Raw genomic sequence first — 26,988 nt, forward strand, 5'->3', positions numbered from 1 at the left:
CCGTTCGCGCGCGGATCACCTGTTGTAGACGGCGACGTAGTCGACGAGCATCGGGTGCCCCGGCTCGGTCGCCTCGGTCGGCGTGGTGATCCCGGAGTTCTTGTCCGGGAACTGGCCGCCGACCGCGACGTTGAGCAGCACGAAGTACCCGTCGTGCGAGGTCATGTTCTGCCACGCCGCCGGGTCCACATCGGACTCGCGCACCGAGTGGTACTGCTGCCCGTCCACGTACCAGCGCAGCTCCTCGACCTCGCCGCTGCGGTCCCACTCGAACCGGTAGGTGTGGAACGCCTCCTGGCAGGTGCTGTCCGGGCACTCCCGGTTCGCGGCCAGCCCGTCCGTCTCGTCGCAGGAGCCGCCGGGGGAGACGTCGCAGTGCAGCACCCCGTACACGCGGTTCTCGGCGTTGACGTTCTCCATGATGTCGAACTCGCCGATGCCGGGCCAGCTCCACAGGTCCTCGCGGTACGGCGACCCCAGCGCCCAGAACGCGGGCCAGTAGCCCAGCGCGCGGTCCGCGGCCACGTCCGGCATCCGGACGCGGCCCTCGATGCGCAGCACCCCGCCCTCGGCGGCCTTGAAATCGCCGCGCCGGGTCTCGATCCGCGCGGACGTCCAGCCCCCGGACTCGTCCTGGCGCGGGGTGATCACCAGGTTGCCGTCGCCGTCCTGCTGCAGGTTCTCCGGATCGGCGGTGTAGTTCTGCACCTCGCCGGTGCCCCAGCCGTCCGGTCCGCCCGGATAGCCGCGGCCGGTGTCCACCTGCCAGTCGTCGCCGGGCGCCGACCCGGCCGCGCCGGTGAAGTCGTCGCCGAAGGTCAGCGTCCAGCCGTCTTCCGGCGGCGGGACGTCCGCCCCGGCGGGGGCGGTGGCCAGGCCGGTCAAGCCGATCCCCGCGGCCAGCGCCGCCGCGGCCAACCGGCCCCGCCGGCGCGGTGCCGATCCCGTCCTCGTCCCGTTCCGCGATCGTCCGGGCAGCGCCATCGCGCGGTCCTCCCTCAGGTCGGGCCCGGCCGGGTGCCGGGACCTCCACCGGCCGCCGCGCCCCGCAGGTCGCGCCGCGCAGGCGGTACCGGTGCAGAGACGTCGATCACGACGGCCCCGCACATTCTCGAGAGCCCGCTCAAGATCGGTCAACCGGCGGATGCAGCACGTCGGGGCACCCGAAAGGCAGATATCGCGGCACGAGCGGGTGATCATCCCCCGCGGTGCGGCGAGCTGCGCCATGATTGTTCCGGAAGGCGCGCGCCCGGTCGTCTGCGCAGTTGGCGCGGACAGATAGGGTGCTGAGGAATCCACCAACCGCTCACCCGTCGCGTCGAGGCGGCAGGGTCAGTCACGAGGAGATAGGCGTGACCGTTCGCGTAGGGATCAACGGCTTCGGCCGCATCGGGCGGAACTTCTGGCGGGCTGCGACCGCCAGCGACCACGACATCGAGATCGTGGCCGCCAACGACCTGGGCGATGTCGCGACGATGGCCCACCTGCTCAAGTACGACAGCGTCCTCGGGCGCCTCGAGCAGGACGTGAAGGTCACCGGCGAAGGCATCGAGGTGGGCGGCAAGCAGATCAAGATCCTGGCCGAGCGCGACCCGGGCAAGCTGCCCTGGGGCGACCTGGGCGTGGACGTGGTCGTCGAGTCCACCGGCTTCTTCACCAACGCCGCGGACGCCCGCAAGCACGTCGACGAGGGCGGGGCCAAGAAGGTCATCATCTCCGCGCCCGCCAAGGGCGAGGACCTGACCGTGGTGCTCGGCGTCAACGACGACAAGTACGACGGCTCGCAGACGATCATCTCCAACGCGTCCTGCACCACGAACTGCCTGGCCCCCATGGTCAAGGTGCTCGACGACACCTTCGGCATCCAGCGCGGTCTGATGACCACGGTGCACGCCTACACCGCGGACCAGAACCTGCAGGACGGCCCGCACAAGGACCTTCGCCGCGCCCGCGGTGCCGCGATCAACGTGGTGCCCACCAGCACCGGTGCGGCCAAGGCCATCGGCCTGGTGCTGCCCGAGCTCAACGGCAAGCTCGACGGCTACGCCATGCGCGTGCCGGTGCCGACCGGCTCGGTCACCGACCTCACCGCGACCCTCGGCAAGGAGACCTCCGTCGACGAGGTCAACGCCGCGTTCCGCGCCGCTGCGGGCTCGGGCCCGCTCAAGGGCGTGCTGCGCTACAGCGAGGACCCGATCGTCTCCAGCGACATCGTCACCGACCCGGCCTCCACGGTCTTCGACGCGCCGCTGACCAAGGTCATCGGCGACCAGGTCAAGATCGTCGGCTGGTACGACAACGAGTGGGGCTACTCCAACCGCCTCGCCGACCTTTCCGCTTTGGTCGGTTCGAAGCTGGCCTGACGGGCTCGTTCTGACTCGCGGATCCGGTAGCGGAACCTCAGCCGCCTCGTCGCTGCGGGGTCTTCTTCCCAAGTGGCTCCGCCACGAGGGAAGAAGCCGTCCTCGCGACGAGACGGCTGAGAACCCGCGGCGGTGCCGGTTGCTCTGGGGGTCGCTGTTCAGCGGCTTCGCCGCTGACAGGACGATGGTCGGCCGGTGCCGGAAGCTCGAATCGGCGAGCTGACAGTCCCCGATGGTCGGAAGCTTGTTGAAGGTCCCGCATGAGCCGTGCTCGTGCGGGCCTTCTCTTTCACATGAGGAGCAGACGTGAAGAACCTCGACGATCTGCTGTCCGAAGGAGTCCGGGGGCGACGCGTGCTGCTGCGCGCCGACCTCAACGTTCCGCTGGACGGCGACAGGATCACCGACGACGGCCGGGTGCGGGCCTCGCTGCCGACGATCGAGAAGCTGACCGGGGCCGGTGCGCAGGTCGTGGTGACCGCCCACCTCGGCCGCCCCAAGGGCGAGCCGGACCCGCAGTTCTCCCTCGCCCCCGTGGCGCGCAGGCTCGGTGAGCTGCTGGGCACCGAGGTCGCCGTCGCCGAGGACGTCACCGGTGCGTCGGCCCGGTCCACCGTGGACGCGCTGGCCGACGGTTCGGTGGCGCTGCTGGAGAACGTGCGGTTCGACCCGCGCGAGACCAGCAAGGACGAAGCCGAGCGCGGCGCGTTCGCCCGCGAACTGGCCGACCTGGTCGGCGACGGCGCGGCGTTCGTCTCGGACGGATTCGGCGTGGTGCACCGCAAGCAGGCCTCCGTCTACGACGTGGCGAAGCTGCTGCCGGGCTACGCGGGCGGCCTCGTGCTGTCCGAAGTGGACGTGCTGCGCACCCTCGTCGGCGACCCGCGGCGGCCCTACGTCGTAGTGCTCGGCGGCTCCAAGGTCTCCGACAAGTTCGGCGTGATCGAAGCGCTGCTGCCGAAGGTCGACAAGCTGCTCATCGGCGGCGGCATGGCCTACACCTTCCTGGCCGCGCAGGGCCACCAGGTCGGTTCCTCGCTGCTGCAGAACGACCAGCTCGACGCCACCCGCGACCTGCTCGCGAAGCACGGCGACAAGCTGGTGCTGCCCGTCGACGTGGTCGTCGCCGACGCCTTCGCCGCCGACGCGAACACCCAGGTCGTCGAAGCCGACGCCATCCCCGAGGGCTGGATGGGCCTGGACATCGGGCCGCGCAGCGTCGAGCTGTTCGCCGACGCGCTGCGCACCGCGGGCACCGTGTTCTGGAACGGCCCCGCGGGCGTCTTCGAGTTCGAGGCGTTCGCCGCGGGCACCCGGGGCGTCGCGCAGGCCATCGTCGACTCCGACGCGTTCAGCGTCGTCGGCGGCGGCGACTCCGCGGCCGCGGTCCGCACCCTCGGCCTCCCCGAGGACGGGTTCTCGCACATCTCCACCGGTGGTGGCGCGTCGCTGGAATTCCTCGAAGGCAAGGACCTGCCCGGGGTCGCGGTCCTCGAAGGCGAAGCCTGAGCGCCCGAACCTCCGGACGTGGTGACTAGCGGCTCCGCCGCAGGAAAGGACTCCGCATGGCCAGGACTCCGCTGATCGCGGGCAACTGGAAGATGAACCTGAACCACCTGGAAGCGATCGCCTTGGTGCAGAAGGTCGCCTTCGCGCTGCCCGAGAAGTACTTCGCGAAGGTCGAGGTGGCGGTCATCCCGCCGTTCACCGACATCCGCAGCGTGCAGACCCTGATCGACGGCGACAAGCTGCTGCTCAAGCACGGCGCGCAGGACGTCTCCGAGCACGACTCCGGCGCCTACACCGGTGACGTGTCCGGGCCGATGCTCGCCAAGCTCGGCTGCAGCTACGTGGTCGTCGGCCACTCCGAGCGCCGCGAGTACCACGCGGAGACCGACGAGGTCGTCGGCCGCAAGGTGCGGGCCACCCTGAAGAACGGCATGTCCCCGATCCTGTGCGTCGGCGAGCAGCTCGACGTCCGCGAATCCGGCGGGCACGTCGAGCACTGCACCACCCAGCTGATCAACGCGCTGAAGGGCCTCAAGGCCGAGCAGGTCCGCTCGGTCGTCGTCGCCTACGAGCCGGTGTGGGCCATCGGCACCGGCAAGGTCGCCACCGCCGCCGACGCGCAGGAGGTGTGCGCGGCCCTGCGCGTGGCGCTGGCCGAGAAGTACGGCAAGGAGATCGCCGACGAGGTGCGGGTGCTCTACGGCGGCTCGGTCAAGTCCAGCAACATCGGTGAGCTGATCGCGCAGAGCGACGTCGACGGCGCGCTCGTCGGCGGCGCGAGCCTCAACGGCGACGAGTTCACCAAGCTCAGCGCCATGGCGGCGGGCGGCCCGCTGCCGTGATCCGCAGGCCGGTCCGCACGGGCCGGCACCGCGACCGCCCCGGCCGCGCGACCTCGTCGGCCGGGGCGGTGCACCCACCGAACCCGGGGGAACACCGGCGCTAAGGCGGACGGCGGTCCACCGGACGAACGCCAACCGGTACTCTCGGTGGCGAACCGCTGTGTGAACGAGGACGTGATGAATCTAATCCTGCAGATCGGCCTGATCCTGACGAGCGTGCTGCTGGTGCTGCTGGTTCTGCTGCACCGGGCCAAGGGCGGCGGGCTCTCCTCGCTCTTCGGCGGCGGCATGCAGTCGAGCCTGTCCGGTTCCAGCGTGGCGGAGAAGAACCTGGACCGGATCACGATCGTGGTCATCGCGGTCTGGGTGATCTGCATCATCGGTACCGGGCTGCTGATCAAGATCGGTTGACGGTCCGGCGAGCTGGCAGCGGTTGACCAACAGCGGCCGGCCGGTGCGGCCGGTCCTCCGTGCGGCTTGGTGGGTGAGAGTGCATGACTGGCGGTAACGCGATCCGAGGCACGCGCGTCGGCGCGGGCCCGATGGGCGAATCGGAGCGGGGCGAGTCGGCACCGCGCAGGCGGGTCGACTACTGGTGCGCCAACGGCCACCACACGCGGCCGTTCTTCTCGATGGACGCCGAGGTGCCGGACCAGTGGGACTGCCCCCGCTGCGGGCTGCCCGCGGGCCAGGACGAGCAGAACCCGCCGGAGGCGCGGCGCAACGAGCCGTACAAGAGCCACTTGGCGTACGTCAAGGAGCGGCGCAGCGACTCCGACGGCATGGCCATCCTCGAAGAGGCGTTGACGAAGCTGAAGAAGCGCCAGGGGCGCTGACGGCGAGTCCACCGCGGGCGGGCCGGAGACCTCTCCGGCCCGCCTTCGTTCGTCCTCCGGGCAGGAACATCGAGTTGTGGGCCGTCGCGGCCCGGTCGTAGCTTGGGGCGCACCGCAGCACGGCGTCGTCGCAGGAAGCAGGCCCGCATGGTGTCGTCCGAGAGCAGCCGCCCCGCGCGGGCGCGGTTGCCCCGTTCCGGGGGAGGGCGTGCGCGCCGGGGCCGGTGGGAATTGCGATGGGGGTCGGGTCGTGCGCGCGTTCCGCGACGAATGCGCGCCGCCCATCGGCGGTGGTCGGATGTCGGGGGATCCGCCGCGGTGCGCCGAACCATTCGACGGGTCCGGCGGGGGAGCGGAACGGGAAAGCGCGGTTCCGGCTCGCCGCCAGGTCACTGACCGTTTCCGGCGATGCCGTGCGCATTGCTCTATCCGCGTGATGTGCGTGCGGAGTGCGTTTCGCGGGCCATTCCGGTATGGAGAACCGAACGGTTCTCTGCGACGATGAGATGATCTTTACCGCGCCTGGACGGATCAGCCGGAATCCGCCCGGACGCCACAGCTGGAGGTGCGAGAGATCATGCGCGGTGGGTACGCAGCAGCGGGCCGCGCCGGGGTCCGGGTGTCGGGGCCGGACTTCCCCGAACCGTGCGGCCACGAAGGACCGTCCGCTTCGGACGGTGCGGTCCCCCGGCAGCGGATCTCCGACGCGCAGGCGGAGCGGACGCGGAACTCGTTGGCACGGCGCAGGATTCTCGCGCTGAACCTGATGAGTTCGCCCGGCTCCGGGAAGACGACCCTGCTGGAGCGCACGCTGCGCGAGCTCGGCTCGACCATGTCGATCTCGGCCATCGAAGGCGACCAGGAGACCCACCTCGACGCCGACCGGTTGCGCGCCGCGGGCTGCCGAGTGGTGCAGATCAACACCGGTTCCGGCGGGCACCTCGACGCCGACATGGTCGACGAAGGATTGCGTTCCCTGCAACCGGCCGGGCGATCCATGGTGTTCATCGAGAACATCGGCAATCTCGCCGCGCCCGCGCTGTTCGACCTCGGTGAGCACCACCGGGTGCTCATCGCCTCGGTCACCGAGGGCGAGGACAAACCGCTGAAATATCCGCACGTATTCCGCAGCACCGATCTGGTGCTGCTGAACAAGGTGGATCTGCTGCCGCACCTCGATTTCGACGTGGACCGATTCATCGCGCACGCGCAGCGCATCAATCCGCGGATCCGGGTGGTGCGGTTGTCCGCGAAACGCGGTGAAGGATTCGCCGAATGGTGCGGCTGGCTGCGCGCGCACCACGACGGGACCGCGCCCGTTCCCGCCTGAGCGCTGTGGCGTTGCTCGCCCGAACCCGCATCGCGCGCTGATCCGCGGATACGCTCGCCGGATCATGCTCCGGGCGCTGCCGCCCGCGCCGGCTCGGCGCCCGGGAAGGTGCGGCGCCGCGAGCGCCGCAGGCCCAGCCGAGGAGATTGCGATGGACCTGTCGACCGCCGACCTCGCGGACCGCGAAGGCCCGGCCATCCGCAGCTGCGACGTGCAGTTCCGGCAGTACGGCGGCCGCGAGGTGTTCGCCGGACGCATCCGCACCGTCACCTGCTTCCAGGACAACGCGCTGCTCAAGAAGGTGCTGTCCGAACCGGGCGACGGGCAGGTGCTGGTGATCGACGGCGCCGGATCGGTGCATACCGCGCTCGTCGGGGACCTGATCGCGGAGCTCGGCCGGTCCAACGGCTGGACCGGCATCGTCGTGAACGGCGCGGTGCGCGACACCGCGGTGCTGGCGGGCATGGACTTCGGGGTCAAGGCGCTCGGCTCGAACCCGCGCAAGAGCAGCAAGAACGGCGACGGCGTCCTCGACGAGCCGGTGGAGCTCGGCGGCGTGCGGTTCGTGCCCGGCGAATACCTGGTCAGCGATCACGACGGGGTCGTCGTCCTCACCGAGCCGTGAACGAGCCCGGAACGCCGGATTCACCCGGGTGAATGGCCCACCCGCCCACTCCTGCTGGGCTGATGGGCCATTCACCTCGGTGCTGCCGAGGTCGTCGAGGTGCCGGTGCGCAGCCGGACACGCGGCGGACATCGGATCTCGCCCGGATGGTGGCGGATGTCCGGTTCGGTTACCTGGTGGACATCTGCGCCGCGGCAGTTGACCCGCCGGACACGCGCGCGTAGCAGGACCGGCGCCTCCCGCTCCTAACGTCCGAGGAGTGGGAAGCACTGCCGGATGAGCGCCGGTCCGGACACGCGGGAGCCGCGGACCCGGCGGGCGCTGCACGCGCTGACGGGACGCCACGACGTCGAGTACGAGCGGGCGGTGCCGCCGCGGCTGGACCGCACCCGGCAGGCCGCCGTGCACGACTGCCTGTTCCTCGGCGGTGACCTGGACGGCTGGTTCGCGACGGTGCTGCCCGACGCGCTCACCGGCCTCGTCGACACCGCGCGGGCCGCCGGATCCGCGGCCGTCGCGCACACCACCGGCGTCGGGCCCGCCGTCCGCGCCATCGCGGCCGAGGTGGGAGCCGTGGGCTATGAACGCCTGCCCGCCACGTTCCAGGCGCTGCAGCCGCACCACCTGCGCGAATCGGACGTGCTCGGTGCGGTCGTCGCGGCGAAGCGGATGCTGCACCGCGGGCCGAAGATGCCCGTCGACCGCGACGTGTTCGACGACGTCGAGCAGTGGGCCGAGGCCGCCGCGGCCGTGCAGGTCCCGTTGCCGGTCGACTTCACCTGGATGCGGGAGCGGGTGCGCCGGATCGGCGCGGTGCTGCGCGCAGGTGGCCGGGACTCGCGGCCCTGCCACCGGGACGGCAGCCCCTCCAACGTGCTGCTCGGCGCGGCGGGGGAGGTGCGGCTCGTCGACTTCGACGTCGCGGGCAACGCCGACCCGCACCACGACATCGCGGCGCTGCTGGTGGAGACCTGCCAGCTCGACGACGAGTGGCGGCGTGCCGCCGAGATCGTCGACGGCAGGCCCGACCAGCAGCGCCTCGCCCGCTACCGGCTCAACGCCATCGCCGACGACCTGGCGGTGGGGGCGTGGGCGCTGCTGGCCGGGGCGCGCGCCGAGCAGCACGCGGGGTTCACCGGGTACGGCCAGTGGCGGCTGCTGCGCTGCCGCTACGCGCTCCGGCACCGCCACTTCGACACCTGGCTCCGCCGGGCGTGATCGGGCTCGTGCGGCTCGGTGGGGCCTCGGCCGCGTCCTCGCCGCGGGGCCGGTGGCTCCAGGCGACGGCGCCGTGCTCGCGAGGAGGTGGCCGAGAGCTCGCGGCCGCGCCGGTCGATCGAGTGGCCGGTCGGGCTCAGCGGTGTCGCCGCCGACCGGAGGACGACAGGCTCGTTCGTGGCGCGGTGGACGCTCAGCCGGCGGGGTTCCGGCGGTCGGTGATGTGCGGCGGGGTGGGAATGCCGTCGGCGAGGTCCGGGGCGGCCTGCGGAACCCCCCACTCGGTGCGGAGCGGGAGCACGCCGGCCCAGGCGCCCGCCCCGTGTTCCGCCGGGTCGTCGGTGGGCGGGCCGGAGCGGACCTTCACCGAGGCCTCCGCGAGCGAGAGCGCCAGCACCGCCACCCCCGCGAGCTCCTTCGCGTCCGGTTCCCGCGCGTGCTCCCACGAACCCGGCGCCAGGTGCTCGGACAGCACCCGCAGCCCGTGCAGCTTCTCCGCCGGGTCCAGCACCGCCCGCGGCCTGCCGTAGATCACCGCGCTGCGGTAGTTCATCGAGTGGTCGTTGATGGTGCGGGAGTACACGACGCCGTCCAGCAGGGTGACCGCGACGCACACCTCCGGTTCGCGGCCCGCCGCGAGCACGCTGCGCGCCCCGGTCGAGCCGTGCAGGTACAGCACGTCGCCGTCCCGCCCGTACCCGGTGGGCAGCACCTGCGGATGTCCGTCCAGGACCAGTCCGAGGTGGCAGATCAGCGCCCCGTCGAGGACGTCGTGCAGGTCGGCGCGGTCGGTACGCGCCCGGTCCTTCTTGCGGCCCAGCGAGGTGCGGGGCGTCGCGGACAACGGCGGTGCGGTGGTCGGTTCGGTCATGCGCTCATCCTGCGCCGCCGAAGTGGACGCCCCCAAGGTCCAATTTTACGGAAAAACGAAAGGCCACTTCACGCGAACGGGCCGTCCGCTCCGAGGGGGAGCGGACGGCCCGGACTCGATCAGCAGTGCTCAGCCTCGCGGCGCCGCCGACGGATCCAGCAGCCACAGGGTGCGTTCCAGCCCGACCGCGCCCGCGGCCGGGATGTCCACCGGATCCGCACCGCCCAGCGCGGCCGCCACCGGCTCGGCCTTCGCCGCACCCGTGGTCATCAGCCACACCTCGGCGGCCGCGCGGATCGCGGGCAGCGTCAGCGAGATCCGCGTCGGCGGCGGCTTCGGGCAGTCGTGCACGCCCACCACCGCGCGCTCCTGCTCCCGCACGTACGGCGTGTCGGGGAACAGCGAAGCCGTGTGCCCCTCCTCGCCGACGCCGAGCAGCAGCACGTCGAAGCGCGGCACCGGGAACTCCACGGCGGGCTCGGCCATCGTGGCCAGCAGCTCCGCGTAGTGCGCGGCGGCCGCGTCGGCGTCCGCGCCGAACTTCCCGCCGGACGGGGCCATCGGGTGCACCCGTTCCGGGTCCACCGCCACGTGGTCGAGCAGCGCCGCCCGCGCCTGGGTCTCGTTGCGCTCCGGGTCGCCGTCCGGCAGGAACCGCTCGTCGCCCCAGTACACGTCCACGTTCGCCCAGTCCACCGCGTCCCGGGCGGGGGAGTTCCGGACCTGCTCCAGCACGCCGATGCCGGTGCGGCCGCCGGTGAGCACCACCGACGCCGAACCGCGCGCGGCCTGCGCGTCCACGATCCGGGTGATCAGCCTGGCTGCGGCGGCCGCCGCCAGGACCTCGCCGTCGCCGTGCACGACGACTTCCTGCCCGCTCATGCCTCGCCTTCCGCCTGCTCCGGCTCGGACTCCGCCTGCGCCGGTTCCTGCTCGAGCTCGTCGGCGGGCGGGGCTTCGGCCACCCGCCGGATCCCGGCCAGCCCGCCGAGGGTGATCTCGTAGATCTCGTCCGGGTCGAGCCTGCGCAGCTCCTCGGCCAGGCAGTCCCGCACCTCGCGGCGGTGCAGCGAGAGCCGCCGGTCCGGCTGGCCCGGCTGGGTCAGCGTGCCGACCTTGCCATCCGGACGCACGATCTTCACCGAACCGGAGGGCCGCCGCAGCTCGGCCGAGACGATGCCCGGTCCGCGCGGGTGCTCCACCCGGTACACCGGCACCTCCAGGTAGGCGCCCAGCCACGCCGCCAGCAGGTCCGTGGACGGGGAGTCCGCGGCACCGGTGACGACGGCGCTGGTCACCGCCTCGTACGGCGGCAGGTCCAGCGCGGCGGTGAGCATCGCGCGCCACGAGGTGAGCCGGGTCCAGGACAGGTCCGTGTCGCCCTCCACGTAGGAGCCGACGCGGGTCTTCAGGAACTCGATCGGGTCCGGCTCCGCGGCCGCGTCGGTGATCCGGCGGTGCGAGAGCAGCCCGATCGGGTCCTTCGCCGGGACCTCCGGGGCCTCGGTCGGCCACCACGCCACCACTGGCGCGTCCGGCAGCAGCAGCGGCACCACGGAACCGGCGCCCTCGTCGGCCAGCGCGCCGTACAGGCGCAGCACCACGACCTCCGAGGCACCCGCGTCCCCGCCGATGCGGATCTGCGCGTCCAGCCGCGGCGCGGCCTCCTTGGAGCCCCGGGCCACCACGATCACCCGCGCGGGGTGCTCCCGGCTGGCGTCGTTGGCGGCCTGGATGGCCTTCTCCGTCTCGGTGCCGTCCCCGGTGACGATCACCAGGGTCAGCACCCGGCCGAGCGCGACGGCACCGCCGGTCTCGCGCAGCTCGACCATCTTCTTGTTGACCTGCGAGGTGGTCGTCGACGGCAGGTCGATGATCACGGGCGCCTCCAGACACGTCCGGTGCGGGTCATCATGGAGTCCGCGGTCGACGGCCCCCACGTCCCGGCCTTGTAGTTCTCCGGCGCTCCGTGCGCCGCCCAGTAGTCCAGCACCGGGTCGAGGATCCGCCAGGACTGCTCCACCTCGGCGTTGACCGGGAACAGCGACGGTTCACCGAGCAGCACGTCCAGGATCAGCCGCTCGTAGGCCTCCGGGGAGGATTCAGTGAACGCGTGGCCGTAGCCGAAGTCCATCGTCACGTCCCGCACCTCCATCGAGGTGCCCGGGACCTTCGAGCCGAAGCGCATCGTCACGCCCTCGTCCGGCTGCACCCGGACGACCAGGGCGTTCTGGCCCAGCTCCTCCGTCATGGTGTCGTCGAACGGCAGGTGCGGGGCGCGCTTGAACACCACGGCGATCTCCGTGACGCGGCGGCCCAGGCGCTTGCCGGTGCGCAGGTAGAACGGCACCCCGGCCCACCGGCGGCTCTCCACCTCGAGGGTGATCGCCGCGTAGGTCTCGGTGGTCGAGTCGCTGGCGAAGCCGCCCTCCTCGTGCAGGCCGGGCACCAGCGAACCGCCCTGCCAGCCACCGGTGTACTGCCCGCGGGCGGTGGTCTCGCTGAACGGGCCGACCGGCTTGGTCGCCGAGAGCACCTTCAGCTTCTCCGCGCGCAGGTCCTCGGGGGAGAAGCTGACGGGCTCCTCCATCGCGGTCAGCGCCATCAGCTGCAGCAGGTGGTTCTGGATGACGTCGCGCGCCGCACCGATGCCGTCGTAGTACCCGGCGCGGCCGCCGAGCCCGATGTCCTCGGCCATCGTGATCTGCACGTGGTCGACGTAGTGGGCGTTCCACAGCGGCTCGAACAGCTGGTTCGCGAAGCGCAGCGCCAGGATGTTCTGCACCGTCTCCTTGCCGAGGTAGTGGTCGATGCGGAACACCGAGTCCTCGGGGAACACCTCGTTGACGATCTTGTTGAGGTGCTGGGCGCTCTCCAGGTCGTGCCCGAACGGCTTCTCGATGACCACCCGGCGCCACTGGTCGGGGGACTGGTCGGTCAGCCCGGAGCGGGACAGCTGGGTGAGCACCGTCGGGAACGCCGACGGCGGCACCGACAGGTAGAAGGCGTGGTTGCCGCCGGTCCCGCGCTCCTTGTCGAGCTGCTTGACGGTCTCGGCGAGCCGGTCGAACGCGGCCGGGTCGTCGAACGAGCCCGGCACGAAGCGGATGCCCTCGGCCAGCCGGTCCCACACGGACTGGTGGAACGGCGTGCGCGCGTGCTCCTTGACCGCCTCGTAGACGACCTGCATGAAGTCCTGGTCCTCCCAGTCCCGGCGGGCGAAGCCGGTCAGGGCGAACCCCGGCGGCAGCAGCCCCCGGTTGGCCAGGTCGTAGATCGCGGGCATCAGCTTCTTGCGGGACAGGTCCCCGGTCACGCCGAAGATCGTCAGGCCGGACGGACCGGCGATCCGCGGCAGCCGCTTGTCGCGCGGGTCCCGCAGCGGGTTGCGCGGCAGGTCTCTGGAGCTCACGCCCCACCCCTCTCGTCGTGCAGTTCCTGAACGGCCTTGACCAGTTCGACCAGGCCGGCGGCCCGGTCGGTCAGGTGCAGCCGCAGCACCGGGCGCTCGTGCTGGGCGAGCACCTGGCCGTCGCCGAGCGCCTGCGCGCGCTGCAGGCCCGCCAGCGCGTACGGCCGCTCCGGCACCGGCAGGTCCTCCTCGGCTTCGCCGGTGACCTGCAGGAACGCGCCGTTCTGGTGGCCGCCCTTGTGGTACTGGCCGGTGGAGTGCAGGAAGCGCGGTCCCCAGCCGAACGTGGTCTGCAGCCCGGTCCGGCGGGCCAGCTCCGGGCGCAGCAGCGCGGCGGAGGCGTCGTCGAGGCGGTCCAGGTAGGCCTGCACCGCCAGGTAGCCGTGCTCGGGCGCGGCCTTGACGAAGGCGCGCAGCGCCTCGGCCACCGTGCCCACGCCCGCGGTGAGCCAGTCACCGGAGGCGTAGACCTCGACGGAACCGGACACCAGCGACGGCGTCACCACCGGGCCGCCGTCGGGGCCGTCGAGCAGCGCGCGGGCGGCCTTCTTCGCGGCCTCCACGTCGGGCTGGTCGAACGGGTCGATGCCGAGCAGCCTGCCGACCAGCGCGGTGGCGAACTCCCACAGCAGGATCTGGGCGCCCAGCGGGCCGGAGGTCACCAGCTGCGCGCCGTCGACGGCGCCGCCGATGGCGATGGTGGTGGCGTCGCGTCCCGCGTCGGCGAAGCCCGGGGCCTGCGGGTTCTCCACGACCACGGGCAGCAGGCCGGTGCCCTGCTTGCCGGTGGACTCGGCGATGAGCTGCTCGGCCCAGTCGCCGAAGCCGGGGATGCCGGAGCCGCCGTCGGCGAGCACCAGCTTCTCGGCACCGCGCTCGTGCGCCGCGCCCCACGCCGCGGCCAGCCGCACCGCCGGGTTGTCCGCCGAGTCCGCGCGGACCAGTTCGAACGCGCCGGCGGCCTCGTCGAGCAGCGCGGTGATGTCGGCGCCGGCGAGCCCGGCCGGGACCAGCCCGAACGCGGTCAGCGCCGAGTAGCGGCCGCCCACGTTCGGGTCGGCGGTGAAGACCCGCCGGTACCCGGCCTCGCGGGACGCGGTCTCCATCGGTGACCCGGGGTCGGTGACCACGACGATGCGGGTAGCCGGATCGATTCCGTTCGCGGCGAACGCGGCCTCGAAGATGCGGCGGTGGCTGTCGGTCTCGACGGTGGTGCCGGACTTCGACGACACCACCAGCACGGTGCGGTCCAGGTCGCCGGACAGCGCGTCCCCGACCTGACCCGGGTCGGTGGTGTCCAGCACGGTCAGCGGCACGCCCGCGGTCGCGGTGATCACCTCGGGGGCGAGCGAGGACCCGCCCATGCCGGCGAGCACGACCCGGTCGACGCCGTCGGCGTGCAGTTCCGCGCGCAGCTCGGCGATCTCCGCCAGCAGCGGACGGGAGGTCTCGTGCAGGGTGGTCCAGGAGAGCCGGATCGACGCCTCGCTCTCGGCGTCCGGGCCCCACAGGGTGGCGTCGCCTGCGGCGAGACCGCTCGCCGCGCCGTCGGCGGCCAGCCGCTCGGCGAGCGCACGAGCCTCCCCGGCCAGGCCTTCGTCTGCGATCTCGACTGAAGTTTCGGTTGCCATCTGCTTCCTCGTGTCTAGGGAATGGGCGACGTCGGCGGTGGGCGGACCGGACGCCTCCGCCGCGGGCTTACCCCGATGAGCCTGACCGGGCCCACCCGCCACAGCACCCGGGGCACGCGAATTCCGTGGAATGTCGCGTGCCCCGGGCGGGCGCGGGGCACACCCGCGGTGGAACGGCCGTTCGCCTACTTGGCCTGGTCGAGCTGCTCGCGCACGGTGTCGAGCAGTTCCTCCCAGGACTTCTCGAACTTCTCCACGCCTTCGCGCTCCAGCACCGCGAACACGTCGTCGAGGTCGATGCCGATCTCGGTCAGCGCGTCGAACACCTGCTGCGAGGCGTCCTTGGTGCCGCGGACCTGGTCACCTTCGACCTGCGCGTGGTCGGCGGTGGCGAACAGCGTCGCCTCCGGCATGGTGTTCACCGTGTTCGGCGCCACCAGCTGGTCGACGTAGCGGGTGTCGGAGTACGCCGGGTCCTTCACGCCGGTGGAGGCCCACAGCGGGCGCTGCGGCTTCGCACCGTCGGCGGCCAGCGCCTGGAAGCGGTCCGAGGAGAAGACCTCCTCGTAGGCCGCGTAGGCCAGCCGGGCGTTGGCGATGGCCGCCTTGCCCTGCAGGTCCTGGCCGCCTTCGATGCCCTCCAGCCGCTTGTCGATCTCGGTGTCCACCCGGGACACGAAGAACGAGGCGACCGAGGCGATGGAGCTCAGCGAGTGGCCGTTGGCCTTCGCCTGCTCCAGGCCCGCCAGGTAGGCGTCCATGACGTCCCGGTAGCGCTCCACGGAGAAGATCAGCGTCACGTTCACGCTGACGCCCTCGGCCAGCACCCGGGTGATCGCGGGCAGGCCCTCGACCGTCGCCGGGATCTTGACCATCAGGTTCGGCCGGTCGACGGCCTTCCACAGCTCGAGCGCCTCGGCGACGGTGCGGTCGGTGTCGTGGGCCAGCCGCGGGTCGACCTCCAGGGAGACCCGGCCGTCGTCGCCCGCTTCGTAGACGTTGCGGAAGACGTCGGCGGCGTCGCGCACGTCCTTCGTGGTCAGCTCGCGGACCGTGTCGTCCACGCCCGCGCCGCGGGCGGCGAGCTCGCGGACCTGGTCGTTGTAGTCGGCCGCGTTGGACAGCGCCTTCGCGAAGATCGTGGGGTTGCTGGTGACACCCACGACCGCGTAGTCGTTGATCAGCTCGGTCAGGTTGCCGGACGTGATCCGCTGGCGGGACAGGTCGTCCAGCCAGATCGCCACGCCCGCCTGGCTGAGCGCGGTGAGGTTCTGGTTGTTCGTCACTGCAATACCTCCACTCACGCGTTCGAGCGCGCGTTCTCCAGGCTCCGCCGGGCGGCGTCGACGACCGCCTCCGTGGTGAAGCCGAACTTCTCGAACAGGGTCTTGTAGTCCGCCGAGGCGCCGAAGTGCTCGATCGACACGTTCTCGCCGAAGTCGCCGGTGAACCGGTGCCAGGACTGGGCGATGCCGGCTTCGACGGAGACGCGGGCGCGCACCGACGGCGGCAGCACCTGCCTGCGGTAGGACACGTCCTGCCGGTCGAACCACTCGACGCACGGCATCGACACCACACGGGTGGCAACGCCGTCGGCCTCCAGGACCTTCCTGGCCTCGACGGCCAGCTGGACCTCGGAACCCGTGGCGATGATCACCAGCTCCGGCGTGCCGGAGGACGCCTCGGCCAGCACGTAGCCGCCCTTGGCGACACCCTCGGCGTCGGTGCCCTCCAGCGTCGGCACGCCCTGGCGGGTCAGCGCCAGACCGGCGGGGGCGCTGGTGTCCTCCAGCACGGCCTTCCACGCGAACGAGGTCTCGTTCGCGTCCGCGGGGCGGACCACCGACAGGCCGGGGATGGCGCGCAGCGAGGAGAGCTGCTCGATCGGCTGGTGCGTCGGGCCGTCCTCGCCCAGGCCGATCGAGTCGTGCGTCCACACGTAGATCGTCGGGGCCTTCATCAGCGCGGCGAGCCGCACCGCGGGCCGCATGTAGTCGCTGAAGATCAGGAACGTGCCGCCGTAGGGGCGGGTGCCGCCGTGCAGCGCGATGCCGTTGAGGATGGAGCCCATGGCGTGCTCGCGGACGCCGAAGTGCAGCGTCCGGCCGAACGGCTGCGCGTTCCACGAGTTCGTGGAGATCTGGGTGGGGCCGAACGAGTCGACGCCCTTCATCGTGGTGTTGTTGCTCTCCGCCAGGTCGGCGGAGCCGCCCCACAGCTCCGGCAGCACGTCGGCGAGCGCGGACAGCACCTCACCGGAGGCCTTGCGGGTGGCGACGCCCTTGCCGTCGGCCTCCCAGGTCGGCAGCTTCTCGTGCCAGCCCGCGGGCAGCTCGCGGACGCGGATGCGCTCCAGCAGCGCCTTGCGCTCCGGGTTCGCCGCGGCCCACTCGTCGTAACGCTGCTGCCACTCGGCGTGCGCGGCCTGGCCGCGGTCGACGACCTTGCGAGCGTGCGCGAGGACCTCGTCCGAGATCTCGAACGTCTGCTCCGGGTCGAAGCCCAGCGCGTTCTTGATGCCGGCGATCTCGTCGCCGCCCAGCGCGGCGCCGTGCGCCTTGCCGGTGTTCATCTTCGTCGGCGCCGGGAAGCCGATCACGGTGCGCAGCACGATCAGCGTCGGCTGGTCGGGCTTGCCCTTGGCGGCGTCCAGCGCGTCGAGGATGCTGGCCACGTCCTCACCGCCGTCGACGGTCACCACGTGCCAGCCGTAGGCCTCGTAGCGCTTCGCGGTGTCCTCGGACAGCGCGATCTTGGTGTCGTCCTCGATGGAGATCTCGTTCGCGTCGTAGATCACCGTGAGGTTGCCCAGCTGCTGGGTTCCCGCCAGCGACGACGCCTCGGAGGTGACGCCCTCCTCGATGTCGCCGTCGGAGGCGATCACGTAGATCTGGTGGTCGAACAGGCTCTCGCCCGGTGCCGACTCCGGATCCAGCAGGCCGCGCTCGCGGCGGGCGGCGATGGCCATGCCGACGCCGTTGGCGAGGCCCTGGCCCAGCGGGCCGGTGGTGGTCTCGATGCCGGGCGTGTGCCAGTACTCCGGGTGACCGGGGGTCTTGGAGTCCCAGGTGCGCAGGGCCTTGATGTCGTCCAGCTCCAGCCCGTACCCGGACAGGAACAGCTGGAGGTACAGCGTCAGGCTGGAGTGACCGGCGGACAGCACGAAGCGGTCGCGGCCGATCCAGTCGGCGTCGGTGGGGTCGTGCCGCATGACGCGCTGGAACAGCGCGTAGGCGGCGGGGGCCAGGCTCATGGCGGTGCCTGGATGCCCGCTGCCGCATTTCTCGACCGCGTCGGCGGCCAGCACCCGGACCGTGTCCACGGCGCGCTGGTCCAACTCGGTCCAGTCTGCGGGCAGTCGCTTGGTGGTCAAGCGGGCAAGATCGTCGGTGACGGACACGGACGCAGCTCCAAGTTTCAATCGAAGCGGTCCTTCGCGGCTCCGGCGCGTCGCCCGCTGACCCGGACCGATTCGGACCGCAGTTATCCCTCGTCCAGCGGGCAGCCTAGTCGTGACCTCGTGGACGCGCGGCGGCCCGCCTGAATTGATGCGGTCCCCCACCGGGGTGAGAGGATCGCGGGTCAACCGCGTGCATCGCCGGAGACCCCTCGTCGTGCGGAGTCGAACCGTGCCGGTCGGTGTTCGTGCAGCGCACCGGCATCGCCACCGCCGTGCTCCCCAGGCTGCCGACGGTGCGTGCCCGGGGCGCCACGGCCGGTGTCCGGCCCGGTTCGCGGTACGTCGCCCGCCCGGCGGCGCCTCGACCGCCGCGGGACCGATCTCGCGACGGTGCGGCGGACCCACCACCGGCAACGCGGCGCGGCGGGTGTTCCTTCCGCGCGGAGCGTGTCCGGTGGCTCACCCCACGGTACCGGCGCCGCCGACTCCGGTCCCGCGGCGCCGCGGCCCGGACCCTGCGGTCGGCGGCGGGGTGTAGCGCGCCTACTATTCAGGGCGGTCGGTCGCCGTCGTTCCGGCGGTCACCCCGAGCTGACGAGGAGTCCCATGCCTGCGATGCGGTGCGCTTCGGGCGGACACCACGGCGCGGTCCCGGCCGCGCTCCCCGGTGCGGCGGAGCTCGCCGGACGGCTCGCGGGAGCGGCCTCGTGACCAGCACCGAGACCCCGGTCAGCGGAGCGCAGCGGCACGCGACGCGGCCCGGCGACCTGCTCAAGGCCTACCTGGGGCTGCTCAAGCCGCGCGTCATCGAACTGCTGCTGGTCACCACCATCCCGGCGATGCTGCTCGCCGAGCGCGGCATCCCTTCGCCGTGGCTGGTGCTGTCCACCCTGGTCGGCGGCACCCTGGCCGCGGGCAGCGCCAACGCGCTCAACTGCGTCGCCGACGCCGACATCGACCAGGTCATGCAGCGCACCAGGGCCCGGCCGCTGGTGCGCCACACGGTCTCCAACCGGCACGCGCTGATCTTCGGGATCGTGCTCGGGCTGGGTTCGTTCGGGTTCCTGTGGGCGACGACGAACCTGCTGGCCGCGGTGCTGGCGGTCGCCACGATCCTGTTCTACGTCCTCGTCTACACGCTGGTGCTCAAGCGCCGCACCGCGCAGAACATCGTCTGGGGCGGTGCCGCCGGCTGCATGCCGGTGGTGATCGGCTGGGCCGGGGTGACCGGGCGGGTGGACTGGCCCGCGCTGGTCATGTTCGGGATCATCTTCTTCTGGACGCCGCCGCACACCTGGGCGCTGGCGGTGAAGTACAAGGCGGACTACGAGCGCGCGGGCGTGCCGATGCTGCCCGTCGTCGCCGAACCGGCCTACGTGTCCCGGCAGATCGTCGCCTACAGCTGGCTGATGGTGCTGTGGACGCTGCTGCTCGCTCCGGCCACCGGGTGGTTGTACACCGCGTTCGCGGTGCTGTCCGGCGCCTGGTTCCTGTGGCTGGCGCACCGGCTGCACACCGCGACCAAGCGGGGCGAGCCGACGAAGCCGATGCGGCTGTTCCACATGTCCAACACGTACCTGATGATCGTGTGCGTGGCGCTGGCGGTGGACTCGGCGCTGGGCCTGCCGGTGCTGGGCTGGCCGTTCTGACCCTTCCCGGGCTACTCCCCGCCGGGGCGAGCGAGGCGTTCACCTGGTCCTTCCTGCGGGCCGCCGCGACCGTCCACCACGCGCTCGTGCAGGTGTGCGACCGTGGGCGCCGATCAACGGCGGAGGGAGACCGATGAGCGCGGAACTGCCCCCGCGGCAGCGGCAGGCGCTGGAGCGCCTCGTCGAACGCGGCACGCTGACGTCCGAGCAGGCCGAGGCGGTGCGCACCGAGTTCGCCGCCGAACCGGCACCGCAGCGCGCGGGCGGCATCTGGGAGGTCCTCGGGTACGCGGGCGGTGCCCTGGTGCTCGGCGGCGCGTCGCTGCTGGTCGGCATGTCCTGGGAGACGTTGTCCGTCCCGGCCCGGGTGGGACTGCTGGTCGCCGCCACCGCGGTGCTCGTGCTCGCCGCCGGGTTCATCGCGGGCGGTCCGCGCGGCGCGCGGGAGCTCGCCGCCGACGCGCCCTCGCGGCGCAGCCGCATCGTGTCCGCGCTGCTCGCGTTGGCCTCCGGAGCCGCGGCGATGGCGGTCGTGGCCGGGTTGGACGGCACCGATTCCTCGCTGGCCGCGAGCGCGCTGGGGCTGGTCGCGGCCGCCGCCGGGTACGCGCTGCTGCCCGCGGTGCCGGGTCTGGTCGCGACCGGTGTCTTCGCCTACTGGTCCGGGATCGCGCTGGCCGGTGAGCTGCCGGGCGGCGGGTCGGTCCCGGAGATGCTGGTGCTGATCGTGCTCGGCGGGCTGTGGGCGGTGCTCGCGGTGCGCGGGGTGCTCGACCGTCCGGCCCGCGGTCGCGCGGGACGGGTCCGGCGCGACGTGGGTTTCGGGATCGCGGCGGCGACCGCGCTCACCGGCGCGCAGTGGACCGCCGTGGCGCACCAGTCGTGGAGCTACGCGATCACGTTCGTGCTGGCCGTCGGCTGCTTCGCCGCGTTCGTGGCGCTGCGCTCCGCGGTGCTGCTGGTGTTCGGCGTGCTCGGGGTGACCGTGGCCGTGCCGGAGGCGCTGTACCACTGGACCGGTGGTGCGCTGGGCGGTCCGCTGATCGTGCTGCTGGTGGGCGTGGTGCTGCTGGCCGCGGGCGGTTTCGGGCTGCGGCTGCGCAAACGGGTCGGCTGAGCTCCGGACGGGAGCGACGCGGGTCGGTCGACCTCGGGCGGGAGCCATGCCGCTCGGTTGATCTCCGGTCAGGGGCGCTGCGAGTCGGTCGACCTCGGGCGGGAGCAGTGCCGGCCGGTTGGCCTCCGGACGGGAGCGTGCGGTCGGTCGGTGTCCGGAAGTGAGCGACGCGGGCCGGTTGCTTTCCGGACGGGAGCGACTGCGGTCGGCCGACCTCCGGAGGGCGGCGACGCCGGTCGGCTGAGCTCCGGCCAAGGGCGCCGCCGGTAGGTCGGTCAGCGGGCGCGGAAGGCGCGGAGCCGGTCCAGGCCCGGGGGAGAGCCGATCCCCAGCAGCGGCTCCGCCCGGTCCAGCAGCAGCCCGGCCAGGTCGGCCAGCACCCAGCGGGCGCTGGGCAGCGAGGCCAGCGCGGCCCACTCGAACCGGTCGGCCGCCACGACCCGGCCCGCGCGCACCGCGGGCAGGGTCCGCAGCAGCGGCTGCTCCCGCACCGAACCGGCGCCGCCGCGCAGCAGCACCAGCAGGTCCGCATCGTGCTCGCCGAGCCGCTCACCGGAGATCTCCGGGAACGGCAGTGGACCGTCGGCGACCGCCTCCTGCGCCGGTGGCCGGGCCGCGCCGAGCGCCCGCAGCACCTGCCCGGCGGCGGTCGCGGTGGACACGGTGGTGACGACCCCGTCGCCGCGGCCCGCGCCGAGCACCGAGATCGTCGGCATCCGGCGGTTCGCCAGCCGGGCGGCGAGGTCGGCGCGGTCCCGTTCGAAGTCCTCCCACGCGGCGATGGCTCCGGTCGAGCCCACCGCCGCGCCGAGCGCCAGCGCGTCCGCGCGCACGTCCCCGGTCCGCCGCACCAGCCGCAACCGGGCGAGGCCGCGCAGCAGTTCCGCCGGGACGCCGGGCAGCCGGTGCCCGGCCAGCACCTCCGGGCGCAGCCGTGCCAGCGCCTCCAGGTCGAGCCCGCCCGCGCCGCCGAGGTCGCGCACCGGCGAGCCCTGCGCCGCCTCGATCGCGGGCAGCACCGGATCACCACCGGGCAGCGCCACCGTGCCCACCTGCTCGCGGCCGAGCAGCAGGGCGAGGCGGGCCGTCCCGCCGTCCAAGGTCACCAGTCCGCGCCCGGTCTCGGCCGGAGCCGGGCGGCAGCCGCCGAGCAGCCCGGCCGCGAGCAGGGCCAGCGCGCCGCGCCGCCCGATCACACGATCGATCACGGTCGACCAGTCGGCTGCGGCACCCCGGAAGTTCCAGGTGAGCGGCCGGCCCGACCGCGGGACGGAGCGGCCGCGCGCCCGGTGCGATCAGGGCAGCAGCAGGAGCTTCCCCGTGCTGCGGCGGCCTTCGAGGTCCTCGTGCGCCTGCCGCGCCTGGTCGAGCGGGTAGGTCCCGCCGATGCGCACGTCGAGCTCGCCCGCCCGCACCGCCTGGAAGATCTCCCGGGCCCGCCGGTCCAGTTCTTCCCGGTCCAGGATGTGGTGCGCCAGCGACGGCCGGGTCAGGAACAGCGAGCCGCCCGAGTTCAACCGCTGCGGGTCCACCGGAGGCACCGGCCCGCTGGAGGCGCCGAACAGCGCGAGCGTGCCGCGCGGGCGCAGCGACGCGAGGCTGCCGTCGAAGGTGTCCTTGCCGACCCCGTCGTAGGCCACGTCCACGCCGCGCCCGTCGGTGAGGTCGCGGACCTCCTCGGCCACGTCGGCCTCGGTGTAGCGGATGATCTCGTCGGCACCCGCCGCGCGCGCCAGCCGTTCCTTCTCGTCGGTGGACACGGTCCCGATCACGTTCCCGCCGCGCGCCTTGATCAGCTGGGTGAGCAGCAGCCCCACCCCGCCCGCCGCCGCGTGCACCAGCGCCGTCTCGCCGGGGCGGATCGGGTGCGTGGCGTCGACGAGGAAGTGCGCGGTCATGCCCTGGAGCATCGCGGCGGCCGCCGTCCGGTCCTCGACGCCGTCCGGGACGTGCACCGCGCCGCGGGCGGGCACCACGGCCTGTTCGGCGTAGCCGCCGGGCGACATGGCCCACGCGATCCGGTCGCCGGGGGCGAAGCCGGTGACGTCCGGGCCGACCTCGCGGACGGTGCCCGCGCCCTCGACACCGGGGGTGAACGGCAGCGGCACGCTGTAGAGGCCGCTGCGCTGGTAGGTGTCGATGAAGTTCACCCCGGCCGCGGACACCTCGACCAGCAGCTCCCCGGACTGCGGCGTCGGCCGGTCCGCTTCGGCGGCCTCCAGCACCTCCGGTCCGCCGTGGGCCGGAATCCGAATCGCGCGCATGCGTGCCTCCAAGATCTCGCCTCGTCCGCCCGGCACCGGAACGGCCGCCGGGACGGCCCCCACTCTCGCAGGCGCGGCGGCGGGCGGGCGGTGGCCTGGGTAACTGTTCGGTCCGTGTCGTCGGGGTGGTTGTCTAGGATCACCCGCATGGCAGCCGAGAACGACACCGAGCAGAGCACCGCGCCCGAGCCGAAGGCGATCGCCAGGGTGAAGGCGTTCGCCGCGGGCCACGGCGGTTCCGCGCGAGCCGTGGTGGAGAACCTCGGCCAGGCGGGCGCCCGCATCGTGCTGATCGGCGAGGACGGCGCGCTCGGCGACGTGCTGGTCGCCGACGTCGCGGCGGGGGAGGCCGTGGTCGAGGCCGTCGAGCAGGTCACCGGGGGCGAGTGGGACGGCGACACGACGGCCGCTCTGCAGATCGGGCCGGCGCACCGCCGCAAGATGGCCGGCCCGCGAGCCCGGTGAGACCGGCACCTCGGGTCCTGCTCGCCAGCTGCGCCGAGCTCCCCGGTTCGAACGCGGACGACGCGGACCTGCCGGAGGTGCTGGCCGAGCTGGGAGTGCCCGCGGCCTGGGCGCCGTGGGACGACCCGACGGCACCGTTCGGTTCCGCCGAGCTCGTGGTGCTGCGCAGCACCTGGGACTACCCGTTGCGGCGCAAGGACTTCCTGGCCTGGTGCGAGTCGGTGCCCGCGCTGGTGAACCCGGCGCGGGTGGCGCGCTGGAACACCGACAAGACCTACCTCGTCGACCTGGCCGCGCAGGGCGTTCCGGTGGTGCCGACCGAGCTGGTCGCCCCGGGCGAACCGCTGCGCTGCCCGGACTTCGAGTTCGTGCTGAAGCCCTCGGTGGGGGCGAGCTCGCGGGGTGCGGCGCGGTTCGCGGCGGGGGAGCGGGACGCGGCGGGCGCGCACCTGGCCGCGCTGCACGCCGAGGACCACACCGTGCTGGTGCAGCCCTACCAGCGGGCGGTGGACCGGGAGGGCGAGACGGCCCTGGTGTTCCTCGGCGGGACCTTCTCGCACGCGTTCGGGAAGGGCGCGATGCTGCCGGATCCAGTGGCCGCGGGCCCGGGACCGGGGGAGCGGTTCGGAGTGCGGCCGGATCCGGCGCTGCGCAGGCTCGCCGAGGACGCGCTGGACGCGGCGGCGGCGCTGCACCGGCTGCGCCGGTCGGAGCTGCTGTACGCGCGGGTGGACCTGGTGCGCCGGGACGACGGATCGCCGCTGCTGCTGGAGCTGGAGCTCACCGAACCGTCGCTGGGGTTCCGGCAGGCCGATCCGGAGGCGAAGCCGCGGTTCGCGTCGGCGGTGCGCGCGGCGCTGCGCGGCTGAGCTCCTCGGGGGCGTGTCGGGGTGGCTTCGCCGTTCTTCTCCGCCTATGGTTTCAGCATCGGTTGAAGTCGATCAGTCGGAGGCACCAGAGGTGACCGAGTACGCCCAGCGCACCGACCGTCCCGCCATGCCCGAGTGGATCGAGCAGATGGCGGCGCACTTCGAAGCCACCGAGGGAATGCCGCTCATCGCCGGGCGCATCCTCGCGTTCCTGCTGATCTGCGACCCACCGGAGCGCACCGCCGCCGAGCTCTCGCACGGCCTCAACGCCAGCAGCGGATCCGTCAGCACCAACGTGCGGTTGCTGCTGCGCCTCGGGGTGATCTCCAAGACGACCCGGCAGGGCCGCGAAGCGGCGCTCTACCGCGTCGAGGAGCACCGCTGGCCGGAACTCGTGCGGCACCGGATGGAGCAGGTCACCGGCCTGGAACAGCTCACCGAGGACGGCCTGCGGATGTTCAGCGGCCAAGGCGAGCGGGCCCGGCGGCTGCGCACCGTGCACGAGTTCTACAAGTGGCTCTCGGGCGAGATGCCCCAGCTCTGGCAGCGCTGGGAGCGGGAACGCCGCGGCGCGCTGCGGATGTGAGTCAGGCGGGAACGGGTTCCGCGGACTCGGCGGCGGGGACTTGCGGGACCGGTCCGCGGTAGCGGGATTCGCACCACAGCAGCGCGGTCGCCGTGATCACCAGCGTGGCGCCCAGCACGTGCAGCACCACCAGCACCCCCGGCACCCCGAGCAGGTACTGCGCCGAGCCGAGCGCGCCCTGCGCCAGCACCAGCACGCACGCCGCGCCGTAGGCCTTCAGCAGCGCCTTCGTCGGCCGGGCGGCGCGCAGCCACACCCCGAACACCGCGAGCAGGCACACGTACGCCATCACCAGCAGCCCGTGCACCTCGACCAGCGTCGGCACCGCCACGACGAGCCGCGGCGTGTCGGCGTCCCCGGCGTGCGGCCCGGCGGCGGTCACCAGCGTGCCCGCGACCAGCATCGCCGCGGTCACCGCGGTCAGCGCCACCAGCAGCCACCGCATCCGGTCCGGGAGCACCTGCGTCGCGGGCTCGTCGCCCTCACCGGCGGCCTTGTACAGGTACGCGGCCAGCCAGATCAGCACCGCCGAGGCCATGAAGTGGATGGACACGCTCCACCAGCTCAGGTCCACCAGCACCGTGATGCCGCCGATGACGGCCTGCGCGACCACGCCCAGCGGCATGACCAGCGCCAGCTTCACCAGGCGCGGCCGGCGCGGGCGCACCAGCCACGCGGCGATCAGGCAGGCCAGCGCGACGAACCCGACCAGGCCGGTCAGCGTGCGGTTGCCGAACTCGATCACCTGGTGCAGCGTCGCGACCTCGGGGTGGTCGATCGGGACCATGCTGCCGGGGAAGCACTGCGGCCAGGTGGGGCAGCCGAGCCCGGAACCCGTCACCCGCACCACCGAACCCGTCACCGAGATCAGCGATTGGGTGATGAGGACGGCGAGCGCGAGCCAGCGCACCAGGCGGTGGTCGGCGGCCGGGATCCGGGACAGCATCGACGACGGCACGCATCGATGGTATTCGCCGTCCCGCATCCCCCGGCCGCCAGGTGGTGCGCCGCAGGTCACTCCACGCGCTTCTCGCGGGCGAAGGTGCCCTTCGGGAACGCTCCGGCCTTGAGGACCTGGGTGCTGAGCTTCTTGCCGTACCCGGCGAGGCGCTGCGCGTTCTCGGCACCGAGGTGCGCCCAGGGGGCGGCGGCGAGCGCGTCGGTGCGCTGCTCGACGTCCTCGCGGAACGCGACGCCCTGCTCGGTGAGCTCGCCGTCGGCGTCGAGCAGGCCGCGGTCGGCGAGCTCGCGCTGCGCCTGCGCCCACTCGTCGTCGGACCAGCCGCGGCTGGCCTGCGAGAACTGGCGGGAGAGCCCGTCGCCGGCCGCGGACTGCAGGACCAGCGCCTGGAGCCCGGTGAGGCCCACCGCCTGCAGCACCATCAGGTGACCGTCGCCGCGGTGCTCGCGCAGCAGCGACTGGGCGTGCCAGAGCACCAGGTGCGGTTCTTCCGGCCAGGCGAGGTCGGCGTGCCCGGCGTACAGCGGGCGGGCTTCGGGGCGGCAGGCCTCGGTGGCGCGGCGGGCGAGCGCGGCGGCCTCGGCGAGCTCCTCGGAGGCGATCGTGTCGGGGCCGAGCAGCTTGCGCAGCGCGGCGTCGGCGGCGCGGAACCGGGCGGCCACGACGGCGTCCGGGGTGGTGATCGCCCAGGCCTGCGGGATGACCTCGGCGATCACCCGCGGGTTGAAGTTGTAGAAGGTGGCGGCGACGACCCCGGCGCCGACGGCGCCCATCGGGGCGGCGCGGCCGGCGAAGTAGCGCATCCGGGTGCCGTCGAGGCCGAGTGCGGCGAAGGCCTCGTCGGCTTCGGGGCTGAAGTAGATCAGCGAGTGCAGCGGTTCGAGGCTGCGGTGGCAGGGGCGGGCCAGTTCGGCACCGGGCGTCGCGTCGGCGTGCGGTTGGGTCATGCCCTCACCCTACTTCCGGTAACCCCAGGGCCCGGAAGTCCCGCGAGCACCCCCGCACCCGCGGCAGCGCACTGTCCTGTCAGCGGCGAAGCC

Annotated in this window: 25 protein-coding genes; 13 read left to right on the top strand and 12 right to left on the bottom strand. The window is 72.8% G+C overall.

Annotated elements, in window-relative coordinates:
- Positions 1–15: 15 nt before the first annotated feature.
- A complete protein-coding gene (locus tag AC29IT_RS09505; protein WP_488218459.1) occupies positions 16–885 on the bottom strand; it encodes a glycoside hydrolase family 16 protein in 870 nt (289 codons plus the stop codon).
- A gap of 467 nt (positions 886–1,352) precedes the next feature.
- On the opposite strand from AC29IT_RS09505, the gene gap reads away from it, so the two are divergent.
- The 8 genes from gap (at position 1,353) to AC29IT_RS09545 (ending at position 8,723) form a co-directional block, all read left to right on the top strand.
- Positions 1,353–2,363 (top strand): type I glyceraldehyde-3-phosphate dehydrogenase, encoded by a 1,011-nt coding sequence (gene gap, locus AC29IT_RS09510; RefSeq protein WP_488218460.1) that lies wholly within the window; start codon positions 1,353–1,355, stop codon positions 2,361–2,363.
- Between the two features lie 306 nt (positions 2,364–2,669).
- Positions 2,670–3,872 (top strand): phosphoglycerate kinase, encoded by a 1,203-nt coding sequence (locus tag AC29IT_RS09515; RefSeq protein ID WP_358440628.1) that lies wholly within the window; start codon positions 2,670–2,672, stop codon positions 3,870–3,872.
- 56 nt (positions 3,873–3,928) lie between these two features.
- On the top strand, positions 3,929–4,714 hold the full coding sequence (tpiA, locus tag AC29IT_RS09520; RefSeq protein ID WP_358440630.1) for a triose-phosphate isomerase: 786 nt from the start codon (positions 3,929–3,931) through the stop codon (positions 4,712–4,714).
- 177 nt (positions 4,715–4,891) lie between these two features.
- A complete protein-coding gene (secG, locus tag AC29IT_RS09525) occupies positions 4,892–5,125 on the top strand; it encodes a preprotein translocase subunit SecG (RefSeq protein WP_224957705.1) in 234 nt (77 codons plus the stop codon).
- An 83-nt stretch (positions 5,126–5,208) separates the two neighbouring features.
- Positions 5,209–5,550 carry an RNA polymerase-binding protein RbpA gene (locus AC29IT_RS09530; protein ID WP_224957704.1) on the top strand — a complete coding sequence of 114 codons (342 nt, stop codon included), beginning with the start codon at positions 5,209–5,211 and terminating at the stop codon, positions 5,548–5,550.
- A 577-nt stretch (positions 5,551–6,127) separates the two neighbouring features.
- The gene (gene hypB, locus AC29IT_RS09535; RefSeq protein ID WP_488218461.1) at positions 6,128–6,880 is read left to right on the top strand and encodes a hydrogenase nickel incorporation protein HypB; all 753 of its coding nucleotides are present in this window, start codon (positions 6,128–6,130) and stop codon (positions 6,878–6,880) included.
- Positions 6,881–7,031: 151 nt separating this feature from the next.
- Positions 7,032–7,505, top strand: a complete 474-nt coding sequence (gene rraA / locus AC29IT_RS09540; RefSeq protein WP_488218462.1) for a ribonuclease E activity regulator RraA — start codon at positions 7,032–7,034, stop codon at positions 7,503–7,505.
- Positions 7,506–7,781: 276 nt separating this feature from the next.
- Complete coding sequence (locus AC29IT_RS09545) at positions 7,782–8,723, top strand: phosphotransferase family protein (RefSeq protein WP_488218463.1); 942 nt, start codon at positions 7,782–7,784, stop codon at positions 8,721–8,723.
- Positions 8,724–8,916: 193 nt separating this feature from the next.
- Here AC29IT_RS09545 and AC29IT_RS09550 read toward each other — a convergent pair whose 3' ends face one another.
- The 7 genes from AC29IT_RS09550 to tkt all read right to left on the bottom strand — a co-directional run bounded on the left by AC29IT_RS09550 (position 8,917) and on the right by tkt (position 18,037).
- Complete coding sequence (locus AC29IT_RS09550) at positions 8,917–9,594, bottom strand: pyridoxamine 5'-phosphate oxidase family protein (RefSeq protein WP_488218464.1); 678 nt, start codon at positions 9,592–9,594, stop codon at positions 8,917–8,919.
- A 129-nt stretch (positions 9,595–9,723) separates the two neighbouring features.
- Positions 9,724–10,476 carry a 6-phosphogluconolactonase gene (gene pgl / locus AC29IT_RS09555; RefSeq protein ID WP_488218465.1) on the bottom strand — a complete coding sequence of 251 codons (753 nt, stop codon included), beginning with the start codon at positions 10,474–10,476 and terminating at the stop codon, positions 9,724–9,726.
- Positions 10,473–11,474: a glucose-6-phosphate dehydrogenase assembly protein OpcA gene (gene opcA / locus AC29IT_RS09560; RefSeq protein WP_488218466.1), complete on the bottom strand. Its 1,002-nt coding sequence runs from the start codon at positions 11,472–11,474 to the stop codon at positions 10,473–10,475. Before opcA ends, pgl begins: the two co-directional genes overlap by 4 nt.
- Complete coding sequence (gene zwf / locus AC29IT_RS09565) at positions 11,471–13,006, bottom strand: glucose-6-phosphate dehydrogenase (protein ID WP_488218467.1); 1,536 nt, start codon at positions 13,004–13,006, stop codon at positions 11,471–11,473. Before zwf ends, opcA begins: the two co-directional genes overlap by 4 nt.
- Positions 13,003–14,637 carry a glucose-6-phosphate isomerase gene (locus AC29IT_RS09570; protein WP_358440652.1) on the bottom strand — a complete coding sequence of 545 codons (1,635 nt, stop codon included), beginning with the start codon at positions 14,635–14,637 and terminating at the stop codon, positions 13,003–13,005. Before AC29IT_RS09570 ends, zwf begins: the two co-directional genes overlap by 4 nt.
- 185 nt (positions 14,638–14,822) lie before the next feature.
- Positions 14,823–15,923, bottom strand: coding sequence for a transaldolase (gene tal / locus AC29IT_RS09575; protein ID WP_358440655.1), 1,101 nt, complete (start codon positions 15,921–15,923; stop codon positions 14,823–14,825).
- A 14-nt stretch (positions 15,924–15,937) separates the two neighbouring features.
- A complete protein-coding gene (gene tkt, locus AC29IT_RS09580) occupies positions 15,938–18,037 on the bottom strand; it encodes a transketolase (RefSeq protein WP_358440657.1) in 2,100 nt (699 codons plus the stop codon).
- Positions 18,038–18,744: 707 nt separating this feature from the next.
- On the opposite strand from tkt, the gene AC29IT_RS09585 reads away from it, so the two are divergent.
- Together AC29IT_RS09585 and AC29IT_RS09590 are read left to right on the top strand one after the other, a co-directional pair.
- A complete protein-coding gene (locus tag AC29IT_RS09585) occupies positions 18,745–19,686 on the top strand; it encodes a heme o synthase (RefSeq protein WP_358440660.1) in 942 nt (313 codons plus the stop codon).
- 133 nt (positions 19,687–19,819) lie between these two features.
- Positions 19,820–20,803: a DUF2157 domain-containing protein gene (locus AC29IT_RS09590; RefSeq protein ID WP_488218468.1), complete on the top strand. Its 984-nt coding sequence runs from the start codon at positions 19,820–19,822 to the stop codon at positions 20,801–20,803.
- 275 nt (positions 20,804–21,078) lie between these two features.
- On the opposite strand, the gene AC29IT_RS09595 is transcribed toward AC29IT_RS09590, so the two are convergent.
- Positions 21,079–22,011 carry a TroA family protein gene (locus tag AC29IT_RS09595; RefSeq protein WP_358440664.1) on the bottom strand — a complete coding sequence of 311 codons (933 nt, stop codon included), beginning with the start codon at positions 22,009–22,011 and terminating at the stop codon, positions 21,079–21,081.
- A gap of 87 nt (positions 22,012–22,098) precedes the next feature.
- A complete protein-coding gene (locus AC29IT_RS09600) occupies positions 22,099–23,067 on the bottom strand; it encodes a quinone oxidoreductase family protein (protein WP_358440667.1) in 969 nt (322 codons plus the stop codon).
- Between the two features lie 147 nt (positions 23,068–23,214).
- On the opposite strand from AC29IT_RS09600, the gene AC29IT_RS09605 reads away from it, so the two are divergent.
- The 3 genes from AC29IT_RS09605 to AC29IT_RS09615 all read left to right on the top strand — a co-directional run bounded on the left by AC29IT_RS09605 (position 23,215) and on the right by AC29IT_RS09615 (position 24,987).
- A complete protein-coding gene (locus AC29IT_RS09605) occupies positions 23,215–23,532 on the top strand; it encodes a hypothetical protein (RefSeq protein ID WP_358440669.1) in 318 nt (105 codons plus the stop codon).
- Positions 23,529–24,401 carry an ATP-grasp domain-containing protein gene (locus AC29IT_RS09610; RefSeq protein WP_488218469.1) on the top strand — a complete coding sequence of 291 codons (873 nt, stop codon included), beginning with the start codon at positions 23,529–23,531 and terminating at the stop codon, positions 24,399–24,401. Before AC29IT_RS09605 ends, AC29IT_RS09610 begins: the two co-directional genes overlap by 4 nt.
- Before the next feature lie 91 nt (positions 24,402–24,492).
- Entirely contained in the window at positions 24,493–24,987 is a 495-nt protein-coding gene (locus AC29IT_RS09615) for a GbsR/MarR family transcriptional regulator (protein ID WP_488218470.1), read from the top strand.
- Position 24,988: 1 nt separating this feature from the next.
- On the opposite strand, the gene AC29IT_RS09620 is transcribed toward AC29IT_RS09615, so the two are convergent.
- Entirely contained in the window at positions 24,989–25,945 is a 957-nt protein-coding gene (locus AC29IT_RS09620; RefSeq protein ID WP_358440678.1) for a COX15/CtaA family protein, read from the bottom strand.
- A gap of 56 nt (positions 25,946–26,001) precedes the next feature.
- Positions 26,002–26,895: an SCO6745 family protein gene (locus AC29IT_RS09625; RefSeq protein ID WP_488218471.1), complete on the bottom strand. Its 894-nt coding sequence runs from the start codon at positions 26,893–26,895 to the stop codon at positions 26,002–26,004.
- Positions 26,896–26,988: the final 93 nt, after the last annotated feature.

It is taken from the genome of Saccharopolyspora sp. MMCC62, assembly GCF_057736575.1.